This is a genomic window from Gottfriedia acidiceleris (genome assembly GCF_002128425.1).
Classification (GTDB): Bacteria; Bacillota; Bacilli; order Bacillales; family Bacillaceae_G; genus Gottfriedia; species Gottfriedia acidiceleris.
Map to the genome: position 1 here is coordinate 145,727 of NZ_NESS01000004.1, position 20,752 is coordinate 166,478.

Here is a 20,752-nt window from a genome sequence, read left to right on the forward strand (position 1 = left end):
CATTTAGCTCTCCTTCATGGACTATGGTTTTCCCGCAATATTATGTTTAAGTGGGACTAAAATCTCAAAGAACTTTGTTTTTTTCATTACTTTTTGACTATATGTGAAGTCACCATAACAATATGGATATCTGAAATTTTTCTTATTATTATTACACGTATAAAGCTCAGGATTCGTCTCTACCATCGATAAAGAATAAGTTTTAGCAAGTTGAGCTGAATGTTTACCGCCATGTGTTTTTACAAAATCAATATATGCAATTCCCATGTTGTAACTTTGTATTATAGTTTGTAAATCAACGCCTTGTTTTTTACCATAAGAATATACGTCTTTAAAGTGACTTACCCCTTGCTGAATGCTTTTTGTAGCATCTTGAATAGTATCCTTTGCAAGTCCTAGTGACTCTGAAGCCTGCATTGGATCTTTTCCTTTACCCTTCGTTTCTTGCATCATAAGTCCTAGTAATAAAGGAGTGTATTCTTCTAAATCAGACGTCTTTAATTCGGTATAAACTTGTGTTTCGTATTTCAACACATCTTGGAAATAGTAACGATAGATCGCAAATAACCCTATAATTGACATTAGAAGTGTAAATAAAAGAAGTCTTTTAATAAATTTCCACATTTCTATTCTTTTTCATTACCTCCAAACATTTCTCTTTAATACATTATAACGAATATTCATATTTAAAAAAGCAATGTGTCAAAACTACATATATTTGACATTAAAATGTGAAAAAAGAAATATTTCTTATAACAGTCCCCTTATATTAAAAAATGGCTTTTCCTTTAACTCCGAAGCCATAAAAAAAGTCCAACCTGCAATTGGACTTTTTTACTATAATTTATTTTATCTCTTTCACTTCAACTATACGATCCATTTTTAACTCATCATTTTCTCTTGAGAAGTGATAAGTAATTTCAAACGATTTCATTTTAGTTTTACCTTTTTTATCAGTTATCTCATACGTCTCATTTGTTGTAATGATCATGCCCGAATCATCTTGCTTTGAATTTTTCATAGAAAAACTTGTGAGTTTTTGAGTTGTATCCTTTTTCTTAATTTTGTTTTGATATTCCTTAGACTGTAAGAATGCTTGGCCATTTTGATTAAACAATCCGTTGATTAGTTGGTTTTCTTCTAAATCAGAAGAAGGCTTAGGACTAGGTAAATATTTATCAAAAAATCGGTTAAGTCCTGCAAAGAAACCATCTTTTTCATCTGTCTCGTCTGGATTTTCAACTGGCGTATCAAACATTAAATCCACATATTTTCCTGTAACCGGAATATCATCCGTTTTAAATAATTTACCATTCTTTTCAATTTCAGCGTGAACAACAGTTTTACCATTTAATAAAAACGGACCAAATCGATCTAGTTCACTTATTTTTTCTCCAGTGTCTTTTCCATTTACAAAAAGTTCAGCATCAGGTTCGTTTGAGTAAATTTGTACATAACTAACATTAAAGGTTAATTCCTGAGATAACCTATTTTTTGAAGCAGCTGAAAAATCAATATCAACTGCGTCCTTAATATCACTATAAATACCTTTATATGAAACAGCCATAGTGTACTTTCCTGGTAAAATTTTGTGGTATGTTGTTTCGTACTCGTCTTTTTTCAAATGTGTAATATGATTATTTAATTTTAGTTCAATGTCGTCAATTGGCGAAGAAATCTTTAATTCAAATGGTTGGGCACTTATTAAATAGGTTTGATAAATCCCTAAAAATTTACTACCTTTTTTTATTGAAAGCACATAATTTCCACGACTATCTATTAACTTACTATTAATCACTGAATTATTTTGAACCATTTCGTCTACTTTATCTAACATGTCATTACTATTCATGTAATCCATAAATGCGATCACTGAGTCTTCATCTAAAGATGCTCCAGTACCGCCTTTTTGTAGCATATGTGTGACTTCTTTATAATTATTATCTGACACAGCTTTATCAAAAATCTTCACCAATCTTTTAGGTGAATTCAAGTAATTTAATGTTAAATGTGTAATTAATATCGCAATAATTGGTATAAAAATAAACATCCATTTTCTTTTAAAACTAGGTATTCGTTTTTTTCGCATTGTTCGTATACCCGCTCTTGACAAGGAATTTTGTTCTCTTAACTGAGTTTCCATTTATTTTTAACTTCCCCTTAAATTTTCATTCTATAAAATGTTTGTTTTTAATATATAAACTGAATCTAAATAAATACTTAAAAAAGGTAAACTATAGTCTATCATACTATTTTTTAATTAAAGGGTAAAAAGAAATTTTTTTATAATTTAGTGGAAGTAATTGGTTTCATTTCTCTTAAATATATGTATGACATCCTATCCATTTAATTGTTAAACTAAAAGAATTGAGATATAGGAGGAGAGAAATTGAAGCCGTTAGTTAATCGGAAAGAATCGATTTATTTTATATTACTTTTAATTACTAGTATTCCAATTTATTTATTACTTATTTTTAGTGGTGTTGGTCTTATTATTTTAGGAATTTTAGTAGTTTTACCGCTCTTTGCCCATTTAATCTTTACTGCCCACATACGGATAAATGGCGTTAAGATTACTGAAAAACAATTTCCAGAAGTATATTTGAGAACAAGAGAGATTTCAAAGGAAATGGGCTTTTATTTTCTACCGGATGTTTATGTAATCCAATCTGGAGGACTATTAAATGCCTTTGCTACACGTTTCTTTGGACGAAATATGATTGTTTTATATTCAGATCTATTCGAAGAAATGGAATCAAATCCAAAAGTAGTTGATTTCGTGATTGCACATGAGCTTGCACATATTAAACGAAACCATATTTTAAAACAAGCGGTTGTATTGCCTGCAAATTGGATTCCTTTTTTAGGTTCGGCTTATTCTCGTGCATGCGAGTATACAAGTGATCGAATGGCTAGTCATTATATAAATGATTTTGAAGCATCGACTCAAGCACTTACAATGTTAGCAGTTGGTCGCAAATATTATCAACGAATTGATCAGCGTGAATATTTATTAAATAGTAGCAACGAAAAAGGATTTTTAATTTGGTTAAGTGAACGATTAATGTCCCATCCCACTTTACCAAAACGTATTAATGCTTTATATCATTTTAATAATATAGAGAGCGATATTATATTTAAAACACCAAAACGCGTATACGGGATTGCTGTAATGATATTCGCATTGTCAGTCGGAATTATAGTCGGTGCAGGTTTATTAGTAGAAAAAGCGATTCCACTAGCACAATCATTCGTTGATGGTTACTTAGCTACAGAAACACCTCTAACACAGGCAGTTCTTGATAATGATATTGAACAAGTTAAAGAGTTAATTGATGAAGGCGCAGACGTAAATGAATTGAATGGTGATCACGAATCCCCACTTCTCAAAACTTCATATACTGATGAGGACCATCTTAACTTAGAGATGGTAAAGTTATTACTTGATAACGGAGCTGATCCTTCTATAGGAGATGCAGATGATTGGACAATCTTACACTGTGCTGCTGCTTTGGGAGACAAAGAAGCAATTGACTTACTACTAAAATATGGAGCAGATATTAACCAGCCTGACAATGCTGGAGAGCCCCCTATTTTTGATACAATCTATGAAGTAGACGATTTAACTACATTCCAGTACCTTATTAAGAAAGGTGCAGACTTATCAATAGAGAATGTGGATGGAATGACAGTAAGAGAAGTCGCAGAGGAAAATGGAGCAAAGAAAATCTTAAAATGGTTTGATAGTCAAGGAACCGAGATTAAACTATAAGACATACACAAGAATTTTCTTATCATAGGCATTGTATGATATTAAAAAAGCAAAGTTCATTAATCACTGAACTTTGCTTTTTTTAATAGCTTAAATGCATAACTTGATACAATTTAAGAAACTTTTCTAACTATTCCTTTGATTTAATTAAATTTATATTATATTTTTCTACATCATTTAGCTCTCCGCCGTATGCTGGATTAGGCTTATACCATGACTTAGAAGTGAAATAAATCGTCAAGTCACTAGATTTAAATACTAAACCATGCCTAGCATAGATTTCATTTCTGGCTATACGCAAATCATTTGGATTTAATTTAATTAGATCTGCATTCGTTAGTTTTCTACTATTACTATCTGGTAATAAATAATCTTTTGATTGCTTTTCTGCATCGGTAGCTTTTGCTTCCTTAGTAGTAGTTTCTTTAGCGACTTCCTTAGATTTTGTTTCAGTTTTCTTTTCACTATTTGAAACTTTTTTTACATCTTTATTCGCTACAGTCTCTGTATAAGCATTTTTCGGGGGAATATTACCATCATTCATTATTTTTGGATAAACATAAAATACTGCTGTAGCACCTATTATAAGTACTCCAGCTATCGAGAGTATCAACGAAAAGTATCGTTTATTAATAAAACCATCTTCCTTATTTTTAAGTTTTCTATGTTCTGAACGACTTTCAACTTTATCTTCTGCCTTATAAGCCAAATCTTTTCACTCCTCTAATACATTTATAATTAAGTAGGTTCATAATATTATCTAATCATTTTATAAAAAATCCTATTATTTTAATACAAGTTTAATATGTTATTAACACAATTGAAAAGACCGTTTTAAAAAATATTATATCAAACAAACAAAAAAACCCTACTCTTCAAATGAAAGTAGGGATTATCCACCACTATATTTAGTGTAAATTGACGCTAATATACTTACCTCCTCTAGTTCCTACGACTACTTGCTGTCCAACTACAACTGGAGAAGCTTCGATATTGGCACCTAGATTAATCTTATTAACAATTTTTCCGCTACTACTAATTAAGTACAAGTTACCAACTGAATCTCCTTGGATTAAGTAAGCCTTACTATCTTTTGTATATACTGCTACCGTCGATGACCACGCATAACTAGGTAAGTCCAAATGCCATTTTTCTTTACCAGTAACAGTATCATAACTAATTAGTAAGCCACCATTTATTTTTTTATACCTTGAAATATTAAAAATAACCTGTCCCTTTAATGGACCAACTCCAACAATTGGTGTTGCTAACAGCCCACCGTTAACAGGGTGATTACCTTTTATCGAATAACCCGGTATTTTTTTCTCCCAAATTACTTTACCGGTTAAACCATCTAATTTTTGAATACGTGCGTAGCCTTTAGTGCCTTGTTTATCAATTTCGGAGCCTGTATATAAATAGGGTTTACCATTAGAATTCTCAATAACAATTGACGCATCAGTATCGTCAAATGCATTATTTGCCCAAATTGGCCTTTTCTTAATAATATCCAAAGCTTGAATACCACCTCCATTATCAGCGAAATATGCAATATTTTTGAATACCGCTACTGAATTTTCAATTCCTTGGTATGAATTATTTTTTTGTTTATATCGATATTTTGAAATTACTGGAGAAATATTTATCTTTTTAACCTTTGGATCATATTTGGTATTTAGTTTTATAAAATAAACTAATCCATTTTCCCCGCCAACTAACATAGCATCATCATCCCGGTTAAATAACGCTGAGCCATCAAATGCTCCCCATCCACGAAAAGAATAAGAATCAATTCCGGGAATAAATGCTAGTTGAGAGCCATCAATTAGACTAAAAATCCTCATACCTATTTTTCCAGTTTGTGGTATACCTTGTCCAACGTATAAAAGAGGATAACCGCGTGGATCAAGAGCCACGCTACCTTTAATTGGATTTTGTATATTAATTGGATTTCTTGTTTTTTTACCTGTTGCCAAATCTAAAAAGTAAACTCTTCCATCTAAAGAGCCATAAATTACTTCTTTAAAGTTCGACTTTGTTTTAAATTGAGAATATAAATTCATAATTTTTTGTTCTTGTGGTTTCCATTCAATTACACTAGGTTGACCAGTCCATCCTGAGCCCCCGCCCCATCCAGATGAAGAAGAAGTTTGAAAAGACCAGCTCTTAACTAACTTTTGCTTTGAAATAACTGTCGTTCCCATCGAAGCATTATTTCGGAAGGGTCCGCCTCGAAAGCTCAGTATTCCATTAATAGTTTGATACTGCTCTGGGAAAGGCTTTGTAAAAACTTTTGTACTATTACTGAAACTATAAGATAAGTTTTTACTACTTGGGAGTGGGTTTAGTTGAAGTGCTTCCCATTTTTGTTGATTTGTCGCGACTTTTTGAACTGTTACTTGTCCTCTACTCTTTTGATTTGTTGCAGCTTTTACTTCATTATTACTTATTAAATTAGTCTCATGCTTAGTGCTTCTATGTTTCATCGATGGTGAACTAAATATACTTGTTAAAAGTATTGCAGCAGAAAAGATTATACCGATCTTTGTCTTCAATTAAGCTCTCTCCCTCATATCTTAGTAGACTATTTATATGAAACTACTAAGATTATATATAATAGGAAGTAAGCATTTTGTCACATCTTGAAATCATCTAGTTATTTTTACTTAAAGATCGATAGCAACATTTTGAATGCTAAAACCTAGTACACCAGTATTGACAGTTTAATTTTCAATCTTTTCGATAAATTCCAACTATTTACATCTTGAGTACGTTATAACTTATGATACATTTAAAGAAGAGGTTTGATAGATTACCAGCTCAGGAGGGAACACCCTTGATCCAGACTTTGCAAAAAATAATTGGCAATCGGAAATTAAAGGAGTATGAAAAAATTGTTCAAGAGATAAATTCAAAGGAGCCATTCTTTGAAAGTCATACAGATCAGTCTTTGCGTGAATTTACTTATCTATTGAAGCAAAAAATATCTAATAACGAAGCTGTTATTCATGAAATTACGGTAGATGCTTTTGCTCTAGTGCGTGAAGCATCAAAACGTGTTTTAGGGATGCGCCCTTATGATGTTCAATTAATCGGTGGACTTGCTTTACTAGATGGAAATATTGCTGAAATGCCAACTGGTGAAGGCAAAACATTGGTATCCTCATTACCTGCTTATACTCGTGCGCTAGAAGGAAAAGGTGTACATATTATTACCATAAACGAATATTTAGCCCGACGTGATGCAGAGCAAATTGGTCAAATTCATGAATTTTTAGGTCTTACTGTAGGTTTGAACATTCCCGATTTAACTTTAGAAGCTAAAAAAGCTGCATACAAAGCAGATATTACTTATGGAATCGGAACAGAATTCGGATTTGATTATTTACGTGATAATATGGCCACCTCTTTAATGGAACAAGTTCAACGCCCATATCATTATGCAATTATTGATGAAATTGACGCAATATTAATAGATGAAGCAAGAACACCACTTATTATTGCAGAAAAAAAACCTGCACATTCACACTTATACTCGCTATGTGCGCGCTTTATAAGTACGTTTATTAAAGATAGGGACTATTTATTAGATGAAGAAACTAAGGCAATTACTTTAACTGAAGTAGGTATTTCAAAGATTGAAAAAGCCTTTATGATTGAAAATTTATATGAGCTAGAACATACAACACTTTTCCACTATGTTCATAACGCATTGCGAGCTAATGTAATATTTCAACGCGATGTTGATTATATTGTTCACGAAGGTGAGATTCAACTAATTGATTTATTTACCGGCCGAATTATGGAAGGACGCTCATTAAGTAACGGTCTCCATCAAGCAATCGAGGCTAAAGAAGGATTAAAAACAACTGAAGAAAATCATACCGTTGCGTCTGTAACAATACAAAATTATTTCCGTATGTACCCTATTCTTTCCGGCATGACTGGAACTGCAAAGACAGAAGCAAAAGAATTCCTACATGTTTATAACATGGAAGTTATTCAAATTCCTACTAATAAACCGGTAATTCGTATTGACCACGAGGATCTTGTATTTGATAAAACAGAAGAAAAGCTCATGGCAGTTCTGGCCGATATAAAATTACGAAATAAAAAAGGACAACCAATTCTAATTGGTACAACCTCCATTCGTCAATCTGTAATTTTTGCAGAATTATTAGAAAAAGAATCGATAAAATTTCAGCTCTTAAATGCAAAAAATGTTGAAGAAGAAGCAGAGATGATTGCCCAAGCTGGTCAAATAGGTATGATTACCATCTCAACCAATATGGCAGGGCGAGGGACTGACATATTACTAGCTGAAGGTGTGTCAGATCTAGGAGGTCTTCACATAATTGGAACCGAACGTCATGAGAGTGTGCGCATAGATTTACAATTAAAAGGACGTGCTGGCCGACAAGGAGACCGAGGTTCATCTCAATTCTATCTTTCATTAGAGGATGAGTTATTTGTAAGACATAATCCAGTAAAGCTAGAGAAATTATATAAGAATCTACAAGTTGATCAATTTGGAAAGGTACTAAACTCTACAATACAAGAGTTTGTTACATCTATACAAAAGTATTGCGAAGGAAATCAGTCCTCAGTTCGTAATTGGCAGCTTAAATTAGATGATGTCGCGAATGAACATCGCCGTATTATTTATAGATTAAGAAATAATTTCTTACAAAATGAAACTGGCATAGACTGGTTTATTGGTCAAGTTGAAGAAACTGTTGATCACTTATTAATGCAATTCTATCCTAAAGATAGTACACCTGAAGATTGGGATCCACTTGCAGGAAAAACAGCACTTGAACAACTTATACCACCCCTTCGAATAGATGTTGAACATTTTAATAATGAACAAGAGATTTGGCATAACGTCAAAGAAGCTTTTTCAGTATATAAAGATGTATTACGTGGTATAGAGGAAGAGAAAAAATCTAAGCTTATTAGTATTTTAAAAAGCATGGCATTAAGTACTATAGATTTGTATTGGACTGAACATTTAGAACATTTACAACAATTAATTGAAGGGATACACTTAAGACAGTATCAACAAGAAGATCCAATTCGACTATATGAATTTGATGGATTCACTCTGTTTGAACATACTTATAACTCGATACAACAAGAAATATCAGCAAGTCTTGCTTCAACATTTCAAGAATTATCTTGTCCACAGGGGGTAGAAAAACAAAATGTTATCATCGATTAAGCGTTTATTACAAATGGGTAAAGATTCAACAGTTTCATCGAGTGATTTATTGCAACAAACATCTACTGATCAAGCAGTTCAGGTTGAAGAAAACGAAATGGTTGAAATTTTTCCTAAAATTTCATTTCATCCACTAATGCATATTGAAGATGAAAAACGATATGTTTATCAATTTTTAAATAACGAGCTTTCTCCTTTAAAACCAAATCAATTGTCATTATCTGCAATCGAACTTGAAACCAATGATGACGGAAGTGCAACTGTTACAGCATTCGTTCGTAACAGTTTAGAAAAATTAGTTCGTTTAGAGGATGCTATTCTATTATTGATTAGTGAAGAAGGAGAGCTATTAGCTAAAAAGGGATTTAGATTAGAAGAGCTTGGCGAAATGCCTCCTTGCAGTAGCCGCCCATGGCGATTTGTATTTGAACGAGAGTATTTACTAAAAGAGGACTTGCCTGAAAAAGGCTTTGAGTTAGCATTTGATTTATCAAAAACTATCCACAGATTAGATATCGATCCAACATGGGAAGGCCGACTTAATGACGAACAAATTGCAGAATTAAGCAATCTTGTAAACTCTTTACCTAAATTACGTATAAATGAAGTAAGCTTACACGCTTTAAGAGCAAGCTATAATGAAGATGGAAACTTAGGAGTTAATATTTTAGTTCGAAATGGATCAACACAAGCAGTTAATCTAGAATTACTACCACTAGAATTGTTAAATGAAAATGGCGAAATAATTGCAAAAGGTTTATTCACATTACCACCATTAACACTCCATGCTAATACAAGTAAACCATGGACATTTATCTTCCCTAAAGAACTAGTAGAAATAAAAGAGTTCTCACAATGGACAATTAGAATACCAGATCAAGAAGTTATTTAAGGCAGAATAAAGACTAGATTCCAAAGTTTAAAAGCAGGATTTTTGATCAAGTAAGATCTTGAGGCCTGCTTTTTGTATTTCCTGGCCCCTGCTTAAAATAATTACTTGCCTTTAACCTACCCATCAGCTGAATATCCTTCTATTAACTCCTTAATCATCATTAACTTTTCTTCATCTGATTTTAGTTTATACTCTACTTTCTGACTTAAATACATACTAATTATCTTTGTGGCTTTACTGATTTGTTTATCAAAAATGTAATAAGAAATTGGCAAGATCCTCTCTTCCCCATTCCTAAACTGTATTTTTGTTTTTCTTTTTTCTTTTATATATTTATTTATTTGGATAAAATTTAGCCATTTGCAAGATATGTTATTTTGCGAAGATGTAGGAATCATAATAATTGATAATGCGGGATTAATCATAAGAGGAATCTTTTTCATAGTTGGATATTTACTTTTTACGACTTCGAGATGACCTTTAATGGATTGATTATGGTAGAGGGCGGATTCTTTCAAGATTGCTCTCATTGGCCGTTTTGAATAGATTACTCCTTTGTTTTTATCTGTTATTTTCGTTAAATACTCTGGGTGATCTGCAGCTTCAATCAACATTGTTTCATATGATACGACATAATCTAATTTTGACATATATGCCTCCTTTGAGGATTTTTACATATCGATTATATCAAAATTATCTTTCCGTATTTTTGAAACTTCTATGACCGTATTGCTAGTGTTTTAGTAAACTTTACTTCTTTTAAAAATATAAATACATAAAATTTCATTTGATTCTTTCTGGAAAATTTGAAGTTTTAGATTCAATACTCAAATTTCACTTTATTTTTTTTACTTTTAATTCATGTTTCCAAATATGATATATTTCTTATATTTATATATAGTTACTTCACCGCGGAATAAACTTAAGGGCATGCCTTATGAAAGGCAGTAAGTATGAAACGTAGTGAAGAACATGTAGATGATCAAGTTTTTTCAGGAAAATTGAAACCAAATACATTTGAGGAATGCTTAAACCAATATTCCCGAATGATAAAAGCAATTATGAAGAAGTTACATTTATATAAAAACTTTGATGAATATTATCAAATTGGTCAAATAGCATTATGGACGGCTTATCAACAGTATCAAAGTGAGAAAGGGAGCTTTTCAACTTATGCATTTTTTACAGTAAGAGGCTATTTACTAAATGAGTTATCCAAAGCAAGTAAATACGATGAACGAAACATAGTCCTCGAGCACAGTATAGAAGATGTCATATATTGTGAAGAGGCGTTTTCACTTGTTAATTTTATAAGTTTACTAGATGGTATTTCCCCCTTACAGAAGCAAATTCTAATTAAACGCTTCTATTACAATCACGAGTTTCCTCAAATCGCAAAATATTTAAATATGAAAGAATCCAGTGTACGATCTAGTTATCGTTATGCATTAAAAAGATTAAGAGAGTCAAAATAAAGTGTAAAAAATAAAGTAATCTAATTTTTGATTACTTTATTTTTTTTAGTCAACCAAACACAAGTCCAGTCCCATTCAAATGACCTATTACTTTCCTCCTACTTTCACCAATTTTAAAACCGTGCCGTTTTAAGTAGAACTTTACACATTTTTAACGTTTTCTTCCATTTTGGCCTAGACTTTAATATTATTCTAAAATTACTAAATTTTACCAAGTGATATCGATGTTTCGACATTTTTTTCAACAAATGTCGAAATTTTTTTCCGTAAAATTTTTTTAAATATTTCAAGTGTGAAAAAACTCATTGATTTATCTAATGTATTTAATATAATTGAAATATTATTAATGTTATTGTTTTTTTTGATACTACAAATTCCTACAAACTACGTATTGGATTCATTATATAATTGTTTTATAAATTTTTTAAAAATTGTAATAATTATATCGGAACTCTCTCTAGAAAAAGGCAAACCAATTGAGAGATTGGGACGCAAAGCCACTGATCTTAGTTGTAAATATAGAGAAAAAGCACTGGTTCACTGTATTTTTTAACTATTAAACGAACTAAGATAGCAGGGTTACCTAGGTATTTTATACCTTAATTTTAGGAGGCCATTATCCATGTACAGTGAATTGGAAAATCATTCTGCCGAATTAAACTGGATCGACTTACTACTAGAGTGCATTGAAGTAGGCATAAGTCCTGATGAAGTGCGGTCATTTCTTTACAATTGCGTTAAAGATTCATGTCAAAACTAGAGGAACTACTCCCTACTATGATATACTTTTTGTAATAGTCAAAAAGATATGGAGTAGCTTATATGATTGGAGAACGAATTAAAAAACTACGTTTACAACATGGAATGTCACTTACAGAGCTTGCAGAACGTGCTGGTATAGCAAAATCTTACATAAGTTCGATTGAACGAAATCTACAAAGCAATCCTTCAATTCAAGTACTTGAAAAAATTGCTGGCGTCTTCAATACAACGGCAGAAAGCCTCCTGAAAGATGATATTGATCCAACAAAAATAATTGATTCTGAATGGATGGACATCCTTCAAGAAGCAATTAATTCAGGTATACCAAAAGATGAATTAATAAAATTTATTGAGTTTAATAAGTATAAGCAAGGCAAATAAACCTTCAAATTAAAATGTTTCCATTTTAATTTGAAGGTTTTTTTTGCACAAAGATAAGAAAGGCGCTCTTCAAACGGAGAGTGCCCTTCTTATTATTTATTTACGTAAATCATATTTTAAAGATATGTTATCGATATATCCAGCATCTTTGCTTGCACTTCCAGACTTATCTTTAGCATACGTAAGTTTTAACACATGTTTACCTGGTTTAACCCCAAGATTTACTTTAGACCAGTGGTTATCTGTTCCTGATGCATCGACAAGAACATCGCCATCTAATGAAATTGTTAAGATATCTTTATTTAGTTGTGAAAGAACTAAATAATCAAAAGATAAGAATGCGTTATAAGCGTTATCCGGTACATTAATTGTCACTTCAGCAGTAGAAGAACTATTATTAGAAATATTATTGCTAATTAAATAATAGTCAGTTTTCCCATCTATATTTGATTTAATTCTTTCCCAATCACCAGAAATAGAGAAAGGTGAACTTGCACCCTCAAAATCTTCTAAAGTACTGTTTTGTGGCTTATACACATCACCAACAATAGCATCTAACTGGCTAATCGTATCGTTTTTAATTGTTGTCGCTTTAGTAGCTAATGCTTTTGATTTTTTAAATTCTAAATCATTTGTTGCAGTATTAATGACATCTGTTATTCTAGCAATTTCACCTGCTAAATAGTCTTTTAGTTTTGCATCACTAGTGTTTTTTTGTACTTCAATTAATTCTGCTAAACTTGCTTTCGCTTTATCTAATTCCTCTTCTAAAGCATCAAGTGCCTTTGCTTGCTCAGCAGTTATTGATAGTTTACCGTTTGCAACTTGTGAACTGAAGTCTGGTTTTAATCCGTTTACTTCAGATTCAACTCCACTAGTAGTTTGTCCATTTAGTCGATCTACTAATTGAGTAAATTCGTTTGGCGTATTTTGTTTAATGCCCGTTAAAGCGTTGTTGATCGCTTCAACGTGTTCGTTCGACTGATCATTAATTGTATTAACTCCCGCTTGAGATAATTCACCTTGTTTATTATTTACCCCATCTTCTGAGTTAGATAACAAAGAACCTAATCGATCTTTCATCGCACCAATTGCATCTGAAGTTTTCGCACCTAATGTACTACTTACAGTTGATTGCGCGTCCTTTAATAGTTGAGAGGCAAAATTTGTAAATAATTCCCCAGCATTTGTAGATGCAAATGCTGTACCTGTTGTTAAAATTCCTGCAGCCAATATACCGACTACAACTTTCTTTTTAATTGATTTCTTCTCCATTTTCGTTCGTGCCTCCATTAGACAGATTACACTTTAAGTGGTTTCGCAATTTTATGAATAGGTAATATTGAAATAAGTACATAACCCTTAATGTCTTTAATAGGTATAAATCCAAAATCTTTACTTCGGCTATCGAAGCTTATTCCCGGCTCTCGATTATCACCAACAACAAATATCTTGTTTTTAGGAACCGTTATTTTTTCCATATCTTCAGAAGTCCCGTTTGTCGAGATTTCCGGCACTGGTTCATTATTTACGTAAATAATTCCATTCTTTATAAAAACAGTGTCTCCAGGAACTCCAATAATTCGTTTTACAACATCAAATCCTTCAGCTTGTAATTTCATAATCGCAACATCACCAAGTTCAGGATCATGAGTGTAACGAGCTAATTTATTCACAAATACTAAATCCCCATCGTTCAAAGTAGGGTACATTGAAAATCCGCTAACTTTTGTAAGTCCAACTGTATTTAGTAAAACTACTAAAAGAACACTTAAAATAAGAAAGAACCTCATCCATTCTATTAATGACTGACCAATATTTTTTGCGTTTTTATCTTCTACTGTTTTTTGTTCTTCAATTTTTGAAGCATTCATTACTGTTGACCTTCCCCGCTAGACTGATCTTGGCTGTTTGTATTTTGTGAATCATCATTTTTCGAATTTGATGTTTCATTGGATTTATTTCCATTATTTGAATTTGCCTTAGGAACCTGCTTATTAATTTCTTCTTTTGCCTGCTCCTGAGCATTTTGTATTATTTTATCAATTCTTGCTTTTGCTTCTTGTACATCTTTTTCGTTCTTACTATCTATTTGTTTGATCAATTGATCTCCATACCTTTGAAGCTCTTCTTGTGATTCTAAGCTTTTTTGCGTTGCATATTGTTGAATTTCTTCTGCAGATTCATAAGACTTTTCTTGCACTTCTTTAACTAAGCGTGCTTTTTGCTTTATTGTTTCTGCTTCTGTCATGCTAATAATATAATCACTTGCTTCCTGAGTTTGTTTTTTTGTCCATGCAGTCATTGCTGCTGGTAAATTCGTATCAGCAAATGAAAACGTTGTTGCAATTAGTAACCCGCCACTTAACGTAACAGATCCAATTAAAAGCTTATTAAATTTTTTGGAGATCCATGTTTGTTTTTTAGTTTTTTCAGTATTATTCTGCATAATTTACCTCCCAATGACTACAATGAAAAACAAACTTTTAAGGAATTTACTTCTTACTTATTAATTGCATCTACTAAATCTTGCAGTTCTTTAGTTGCATTGCTAACAGTTTGCTTTTGTGTATCCTCTAAAGTTTTGATAGAAGCAGCTTCTTCGGCATCAATTTCAGCTTTAAGTGAAGCTTCAATACGAGCAATCTCAGATGATAAATGCTCTAATACAGCTTTTTCAGAATCAGATGATTGTCCATTAATTAAAGTAGAAATCTCAGTTTTAGCATCATTAATTTTTTGCGTTAAAGTGCTCACAGCTGATGTACGAGACGAATTTAAATTAGACTGAAGTTTTGAATCCGCACCTTTAGCAACCGCTGATAGTTGCGCGTTAAAGCTACTGTTTAATGTATCTGCTAAAGCATTTAAATCAGATGTTGTTTTACCATTTGTTGTTGAAACATAGTTAGCAAAATCAGCTGGAATACTCATATTTAAAGCTGCCATAGCTTCAGAAATTGCAGTAATATGTTCATTTAACGCTGCACTAATTTGTTGATTTGCTAATTTTGTTTGAGCATCTCCTACTGATTCGATCGTGTTTGCAGCATCAACTTTGTAGTTATTTACATCAGTTTTCATATCTGCAACAGAAGTATCATATTTTGATTTATATGATGAAGAAAGATCTGTTTTCGCATCAGAAGTTTTCGAATTAGCCCAGTTCGTTAATAACTCCCCTGCGTTAGTACTTGCGAATGCAATTCCTCCAGAAATAACTAAACCAGCAGATACAATCCCTATTACAACTTTACTCTTAACTTTTTTCATTTCTTTCTCGCTCCCTAAAATGTATATAGTTTGTATTTTGTTCTTCTATGAGAACGTATACATTTTAACTATACAAAAGACTAAATAATCTAACAATTGAGTTGAAACCTTATAAAAAGTGTTATTACGACAAAAAACATCATAATTATCATTTTTTTATATCATTTTTTGACAAAAATTGTATTTATTCGTTATTTATTGTTGTCAAAACAGAACTTTACTATCTACTACTCTATTTATTAGTACTTTTTACATATAAAATTAGAATTTACACAGACGTAAATACTTTTTAGTCTCAATTTAGTGTCATATTTCAGTGGAAAAACCGGGATTAAGTACTAGTTCTTTTGTAATAGGGATTTACATGCGAATAACAAAAATGTAGAAATTTGTAGAAATAACCGAGGACTAGTGAAAGGACTTACCTAATCGTTCTAATTCAACATGAGTAGGTCCAATCGAACCAAAAAAGCACCCAATATGTAAATGTACTTTTAAACTACATTACATATCGGGTGCTAAATTTTACAGCCTAGAATTAAAAACTATTGTGTAACCCCAACTGTTCTCGCAATTCGATTGGTGCTAAATATAGCTTTTATCTATTAAAGTTTATATAAAAATTTAGTTTATAGTACTAAATCTTTAAAGTAATAAAACCTAAAATTATTAAATTTCTTTTGGTTTATTTTCTTGTACTACATTTATATTAATCTTTAAAAAAAATTATCTAATTCTAAAAAAATTATTGAAATTGAATAAACTTCTATTAATCTGTTAATCCTATTAATATGATTTACTTAAAAAGAATTGCAACAGTTAAGTAAATTGATATAGCTATGCAACTAATTTCCACTAATCTACTATCACCATAATAGATTAAGACCATAATATATTACATATATCAAAAGTAATTGGAGATGTTAAATTCTTGAAAAAAACATTATTTCTATTTATTAGTGCAATATTATTGCTTGCTATAGTAATAGGAAATGTTGTTGCAATTAAAAATCCACAGAAATCAACTTCAGGAACCGATAAAACACAACAAGCAAAAATAGTTAGTCTCACTTCTCTATCATTTAATTCATCAAACTACGCATTTACCAAAATTAATCAAACCCAACAAGTTAAAGTAACGGCTACTTATTCAAATCAAACTAAAAAAGACGTCACAAACTCAGCTAAATATTCAGTCTCAAACAAATTAGTAGCATCAATAAGTAGTGCTGGTTTAATAAAGTCTAAAAGTAATGGGATAACAACTTTAACGGCAAGCCTGAATGGTGTAATTGCAACTACTACCATTAAGGTTAATACTACTGCTCCCCCTATCAAGACATTAGTATCTTTAAATATCGCTCCAAGTAGTCTCGATCTAACGACGAACCAATCTAAACCCCTCGTCGTTCAAGCAAACTATTCAGATCAATCAGTAGTAAACGTGACTTCTCAAAGTGTATTTTCATCTTCTAACCTAAATGTGGCAACCGTCAACACTTCAGGTGTTGTAACGACTACTAATGCTGGGTCAGCTACAATCAGCGCTAGTTTCGGCGGCTTAACTCAGTCAATTCTAGTAAATGTCTCAGCTCCGATTGGGCAAGTCAATGTTAAAAATTTTGGTGCAGTTGGTAACGGTACAACTGATGACACTGCCGCTTTTCAATCAGCAATTGATTATCTTGGCTCAAGAGGTGGAGGTACTGTATTTGTTCCCGCAGGCACTTATAGCTTAAATCCAATCTTTTTAAAACCATTTGTAAACATAGTTGGTGATAACCGTGATACTGTAACTTTAAAATTATCCAATACAAGTGGTTCTGGTTATTATCGTGTCATAACAATGGCAAATGATACAAAGATACAAAATATTACATGTGATGGAAATGCAATAAAACACCCGGATGGTATTGAGCATATGCATTGTATTTTTGCATATGATGCGGATCGAATCGTAATAGATAACAACCGATTAATAAATGCTGTTGGTGATGGAGTCTCTATATCTGGCTCCACACTTGCTAGTAACGATGTGACAATTTCTAATAATATTCTAGAAAATAATGGTCGTTCAAATATAGTAGTTGAACAAGCAAATCATTTAAAAATCTTCAATAATATTAGTACAAGCACAATAGGACGTCCTGCATTACACTTTGAACCTTGGGAAGAAATGAATTTTGATGATGCAAAAATATACAACAATACTTTTACCTCTAATGCAACCGATGGAGCATACTGTATTCAGCTTGAAGGTGGGAAGAATGATAATAACTATTTTAATCATGTAGAATTTTACAATAATACAGTTACTTGTACTACTGGCGGATTTTTAGTAATGGAAACAAATGGCGCAAAAATTCACGATAATAATATAAATGTTGAACAATTTTTTATTTGGATAAAAAACAAGGAACTAGAAATTTACAATAATAAAATTCATACAGAGGAAGGTTTTAGAGTAGAGGGCACTTGGGGAATCAATTCTGTAAATACTCAAGTTTACGATAACGTCATTTCTACAAACCAAAATGCAGTTACAATCGTGGCAGGGTCAGAAGGCACAAAATTTACGAGAAATAACTTTACTGGAAATGGTACTGGCGCAGCTGTATATACTTTTGCATCCGTGACAGATATAAAAAATACTTCCTTCATTGATAATACGTTTACGAATTTTGATACCGGGATTGTCACTGATTATAATATTTATGACGTTCTAAAAGTAGATGGACTCACGGTTCAAGGCAATACGTTTAAAAATATTAGCTCTTATGGAGTAAATATTAAGGGAACTACAAAAAATGTAACAGTTGATCATAATACTTTTAATGGAGTTTCCGGTGTTTCAATAATTGTTCAAGATGGGCCTATGACTAACATAAATATAACAAACAACTCGATTTCCTCTGGTAAAAATGGATTTTACCAAACAGCCAGTGGAAAAAAAGGCTCGTTATCTGGGTTAATTATTTCAGGGAACCTTATTTCTTACACTACAGATAAAGGTGATGCATGGCACACTGGCGCAGCAATTGAATTAGACCAAAATACTACTCCGCCAACAAATGTCTCCATTATAAATAATACCTTAACTGGTAATGCGGTCAATAAGATTACTGTTCCAAAAGTCTTACTACCTTCTGTTCAAAATAATATCTTTAACTAATATATGAATTGGACAAGCTAAAAAAAGCGAGATCAAATGATCCCGCTTTTTTTCTAATCAAACCTTTACTCTAATTCTAGTTGTGCACGTAATTCACTTGAGAGTGCTAGGCGATTCTTTTCAGGGACTTGATAATAGTAGATCCCTTTAATCATTTCTCCGCTTCCTTGCAACTGTTCTTGTTCAACATTCCCACCCGCTTGGCGATAGTCTTTTTGAATATTATACATTTCTTGTAATGTAAAATTTGTTACCAAATTATTTTGAATGGATTTTAAAATATCATTATAAGCAATTAAATTTTCAATTTTTGCCCCCTGGTGGATAACAGCTTCTATAATTTGTCTTTGTCTTTCTTCTCTACCAAAGTCACCTCTAGGGTCATCGTGGCGCATACGTGTAAAACTAAGTGCATCTTGCCCATCAAGTGAAATAGACCCCTTTTTGAAATGAACTCCATCATTCCAAAAATCTAATCCGTTATCAACCTTTACACCACCAATTGAATCTACAACATCCTTAAACCCTTCCATATTTACTTCCATATAATAGTCTATTGGAATATTTAAGAATTTTTCTACTGTATTAATTGACATTTGTACTCCACCAAAAGCATAGGCATGATTAATTTTATCTACCTTATTTTTCCCAACAATTAATGTACGGGTATCACGAGGAATACTTATAATTTTCGTTGTATTAGTATTTGGATTCACAGTTAATAACATTAATGAGTCAGACCGCCCTCTATCACCTTCACGTTTATCAACACCCAGTAACAAGATAGAAAATGGATCTTTCTTAACGACATTTACTGGCTCAGGCCTTCTAGTTGTTTTTTTAATCGGTTGATAGATGACTTTGCCTGTACTCTCTACTTGATGATAAATGAACAAGCCAGTCAAACCAGCCACTACTACTAAACCTATTAATGTTAAACCCAATCTTAAAAGGATCTTTTTCCACGTCACAATTACTTACTCCTTTTACACTATATGTTCATAAATAAGAACAGCTCTCTTTTACCAACAGACGATTCTTTATTAAGAACAAAACTTAGTTGAATTTTTAATTACTACAGCATATTAGAAAATTGAACCTTCGCCCCAAAAATTTAAATAGATTATAAAATAAACTCTATAAATCTAAGAATTTCATAATGTCTTTGACATTTTCTGCTATAAAAACATTTTTACTATTTAATACTTCTTCCTTATTTTTAAAACCGTACCCATATGTTACAGCTATAAAATCAACACCGGCGTGTTCAGCCCCAACTGCATCATGTATGCTGTCACCTATTAAAACAACTTCTGATAAATCATTCTGCTGTAAATCTTTTAGACACATTTGAATAATGTCCGCTTTACTAAGCGTATCCATCTCATCAATCCCATTAATGGAATCAAAGTATGACATTAACTCAAAATTTAATAAGATTTCCTTTGCTAAATCGTCTCTTTTAAGAGTAGCTACTGCAGTTTTAAACTCTTTCTCTTTTAATGTAACTAATAGTTCACGAATAAATTCATAGTGTTTTGCTTCAAATTGACCTTTTTCCTTATATCTTTCTCTATAAATTTTTACAGCTTCTCTCGCTTCGCTTTCATTATAACCACATTCTCGGATAAAGGAATAAAAAGGTGATGGACCAATAAAGCTTTTTTGTTGAGCTGATGTTAAATCTGGACCACCCATCTTATTTGCTGTATAACTAGCGCCTACCATAATTCCTTCTGATGTGTCCAGTAATGTTCCATCTAAATCAAATATAACAGTAGAATATTTCATTTTACCTCCAGTT

At 32.0% G+C, this 20,752-nt stretch carries 18 protein-coding genes and 1 riboswitch; of the genes, 7 read left to right on the plus strand and 11 right to left on the minus strand.

What is annotated here, in order from left to right:
- Positions 1 to 21 precede the first annotated feature (21 nt).
- Both B6K90_RS09275 and B6K90_RS09280 read right to left on the minus strand, forming a co-directional pair.
- A complete protein-coding gene (locus tag B6K90_RS09275; protein WP_235821776.1) occupies positions 22 to 582 on the minus strand; it encodes a lysozyme family protein in 561 nt (186 codons plus the stop codon).
- Between the two features lie 262 nt (positions 583 to 844).
- Positions 845 to 2,143 (minus strand): TcaA 3rd/4th domain-containing protein, encoded by a 1,299-nt coding sequence (locus B6K90_RS09280; protein ID WP_088012461.1) that lies wholly within the window; start codon positions 2,141 to 2,143, stop codon positions 845 to 847.
- Between the two features lie 246 nt (positions 2,144 to 2,389).
- On the opposite strand from B6K90_RS09280, the gene B6K90_RS09285 reads away from it, so the two are divergent.
- Entirely contained in the window at positions 2,390 to 3,772 is a 1,383-nt protein-coding gene (locus tag B6K90_RS09285) for a M48 family metallopeptidase (protein WP_088012462.1), read from the plus strand.
- Positions 3,773 to 3,902: 130 nt separating this feature from the next.
- Here the strand turns inward: B6K90_RS09285 and B6K90_RS09290 are convergent, their stop codons facing one another.
- Both B6K90_RS09290 and B6K90_RS09295 read right to left on the minus strand, forming a co-directional pair.
- Positions 3,903 to 4,481, minus strand: a complete 579-nt coding sequence (locus tag B6K90_RS09290; RefSeq protein WP_235821763.1) for a YARHG domain-containing protein — start codon at positions 4,479 to 4,481, stop codon at positions 3,903 to 3,905.
- A gap of 199 nt (positions 4,482 to 4,680) precedes the next feature.
- A complete protein-coding gene (locus B6K90_RS09295; protein WP_088012463.1) occupies positions 4,681 to 6,327 on the minus strand; it encodes an outer membrane protein assembly factor BamB family protein in 1,647 nt (548 codons plus the stop codon).
- Between the two features lie 281 nt (positions 6,328 to 6,608).
- Here B6K90_RS09295 and secA2 point away from each other — a divergent pair, with 281 nt between their 5' ends.
- Both secA2 and B6K90_RS09305 read left to right on the plus strand, forming a co-directional pair.
- Positions 6,609 to 8,993, plus strand: a complete 2,385-nt coding sequence (secA2, locus tag B6K90_RS09300; protein ID WP_088012464.1) for an accessory Sec system translocase SecA2 — start codon at positions 6,609 to 6,611, stop codon at positions 8,991 to 8,993.
- Positions 8,977 to 9,885 carry an accessory Sec system S-layer assembly protein gene (locus B6K90_RS09305; RefSeq protein WP_088012465.1) on the plus strand — a complete coding sequence of 303 codons (909 nt, stop codon included), beginning with the start codon at positions 8,977 to 8,979 and terminating at the stop codon, positions 9,883 to 9,885. Before secA2 ends, B6K90_RS09305 begins: the two co-directional genes overlap by 17 nt.
- A 116-nt stretch (positions 9,886 to 10,001) precedes the next feature.
- Here the strand turns inward: B6K90_RS09305 and B6K90_RS09310 are convergent, their stop codons facing one another.
- Positions 10,002 to 10,535, minus strand: coding sequence for a competence protein ComK (locus tag B6K90_RS09310; RefSeq protein ID WP_088012466.1), 534 nt, complete (start codon positions 10,533 to 10,535; stop codon positions 10,002 to 10,004).
- Positions 10,536 to 10,838: 303 nt separating this feature from the next.
- Here B6K90_RS09310 and B6K90_RS09315 point away from each other — a divergent pair, with 303 nt between their 5' ends.
- The 3 genes from B6K90_RS09315 (at position 10,839) to B6K90_RS09320 (ending at position 12,503) form a co-directional block, all read left to right on the plus strand.
- Positions 10,839 to 11,360 carry a sigma-70 family RNA polymerase sigma factor gene (locus B6K90_RS09315; protein ID WP_088012467.1) on the plus strand — a complete coding sequence of 174 codons (522 nt, stop codon included), beginning with the start codon at positions 10,839 to 10,841 and terminating at the stop codon, positions 11,358 to 11,360.
- 456 nt (positions 11,361 to 11,816) lie between these two features.
- A riboswitch (cyclic di-GMP riboswitch) is annotated at positions 11,817 to 11,947 on the plus strand.
- A 35-nt stretch (positions 11,948 to 11,982) separates the two neighbouring features.
- Entirely contained in the window at positions 11,983 to 12,120 is a 138-nt protein-coding gene (locus B6K90_RS23680) for an anti-repressor SinI family protein (protein ID WP_167555324.1), read from the plus strand.
- Between the two features lie 62 nt (positions 12,121 to 12,182).
- Entirely contained in the window at positions 12,183 to 12,503 is a 321-nt protein-coding gene (locus B6K90_RS09320) for a helix-turn-helix domain-containing protein (RefSeq protein ID WP_088012468.1), read from the plus strand.
- 96 nt (positions 12,504 to 12,599) lie between these two features.
- On the opposite strand, the gene B6K90_RS09325 is transcribed toward B6K90_RS09320, so the two are convergent.
- Genes B6K90_RS09325 through B6K90_RS09340 form a run of 4 tightly spaced genes read right to left on the minus strand, consistent with a single transcriptional unit; the run spans position 12,600 to position 15,776 of the window.
- On the minus strand, positions 12,600 to 13,778 hold the full coding sequence (locus tag B6K90_RS09325) for a hypothetical protein (RefSeq protein ID WP_088012469.1): 1,179 nt from the start codon (positions 13,776 to 13,778) through the stop codon (positions 12,600 to 12,602).
- A 26-nt stretch (positions 13,779 to 13,804) separates the two neighbouring features.
- Positions 13,805 to 14,377 (minus strand): signal peptidase I, encoded by a 573-nt coding sequence (gene lepB, locus B6K90_RS09330; protein ID WP_088012470.1) that lies wholly within the window; start codon positions 14,375 to 14,377, stop codon positions 13,805 to 13,807.
- On the minus strand, positions 14,377 to 14,952 hold the full coding sequence (locus B6K90_RS09335) for a hypothetical protein (protein ID WP_088012471.1): 576 nt from the start codon (positions 14,950 to 14,952) through the stop codon (positions 14,377 to 14,379). The genes lepB and B6K90_RS09335 overlap by 1 nt, the downstream gene beginning before the upstream one ends.
- A 53-nt stretch (positions 14,953 to 15,005) precedes the next feature.
- On the minus strand, positions 15,006 to 15,776 hold the full coding sequence (locus tag B6K90_RS09340; protein WP_088012472.1) for a hypothetical protein: 771 nt from the start codon (positions 15,774 to 15,776) through the stop codon (positions 15,006 to 15,008).
- Positions 15,777 to 16,707: 931 nt separating this feature from the next.
- Between B6K90_RS09340 and B6K90_RS09345 the strand changes: the two genes are divergently transcribed.
- Positions 16,708 to 18,948: a right-handed parallel beta-helix repeat-containing protein gene (locus tag B6K90_RS09345; RefSeq protein ID WP_167555325.1), complete on the plus strand. Its 2,241-nt coding sequence runs from the start codon at positions 16,708 to 16,710 to the stop codon at positions 18,946 to 18,948.
- Between the two features lie 65 nt (positions 18,949 to 19,013).
- Here B6K90_RS09345 and B6K90_RS09350 read toward each other — a convergent pair whose 3' ends face one another.
- Together B6K90_RS09350 and B6K90_RS09355 are read right to left on the minus strand one after the other, a co-directional pair.
- Positions 19,014 to 19,919: an LCP family glycopolymer transferase gene (locus B6K90_RS09350; protein ID WP_139840706.1), complete on the minus strand. Its 906-nt coding sequence runs from the start codon at positions 19,917 to 19,919 to the stop codon at positions 19,014 to 19,016.
- A gap of 166 nt (positions 19,920 to 20,085) precedes the next feature.
- Complete coding sequence (locus tag B6K90_RS09355; protein ID WP_088012475.1) at positions 20,086 to 20,739, minus strand: HAD hydrolase-like protein; 654 nt, start codon at positions 20,737 to 20,739, stop codon at positions 20,086 to 20,088.
- Positions 20,740 to 20,752: the final 13 nt, after the last annotated feature.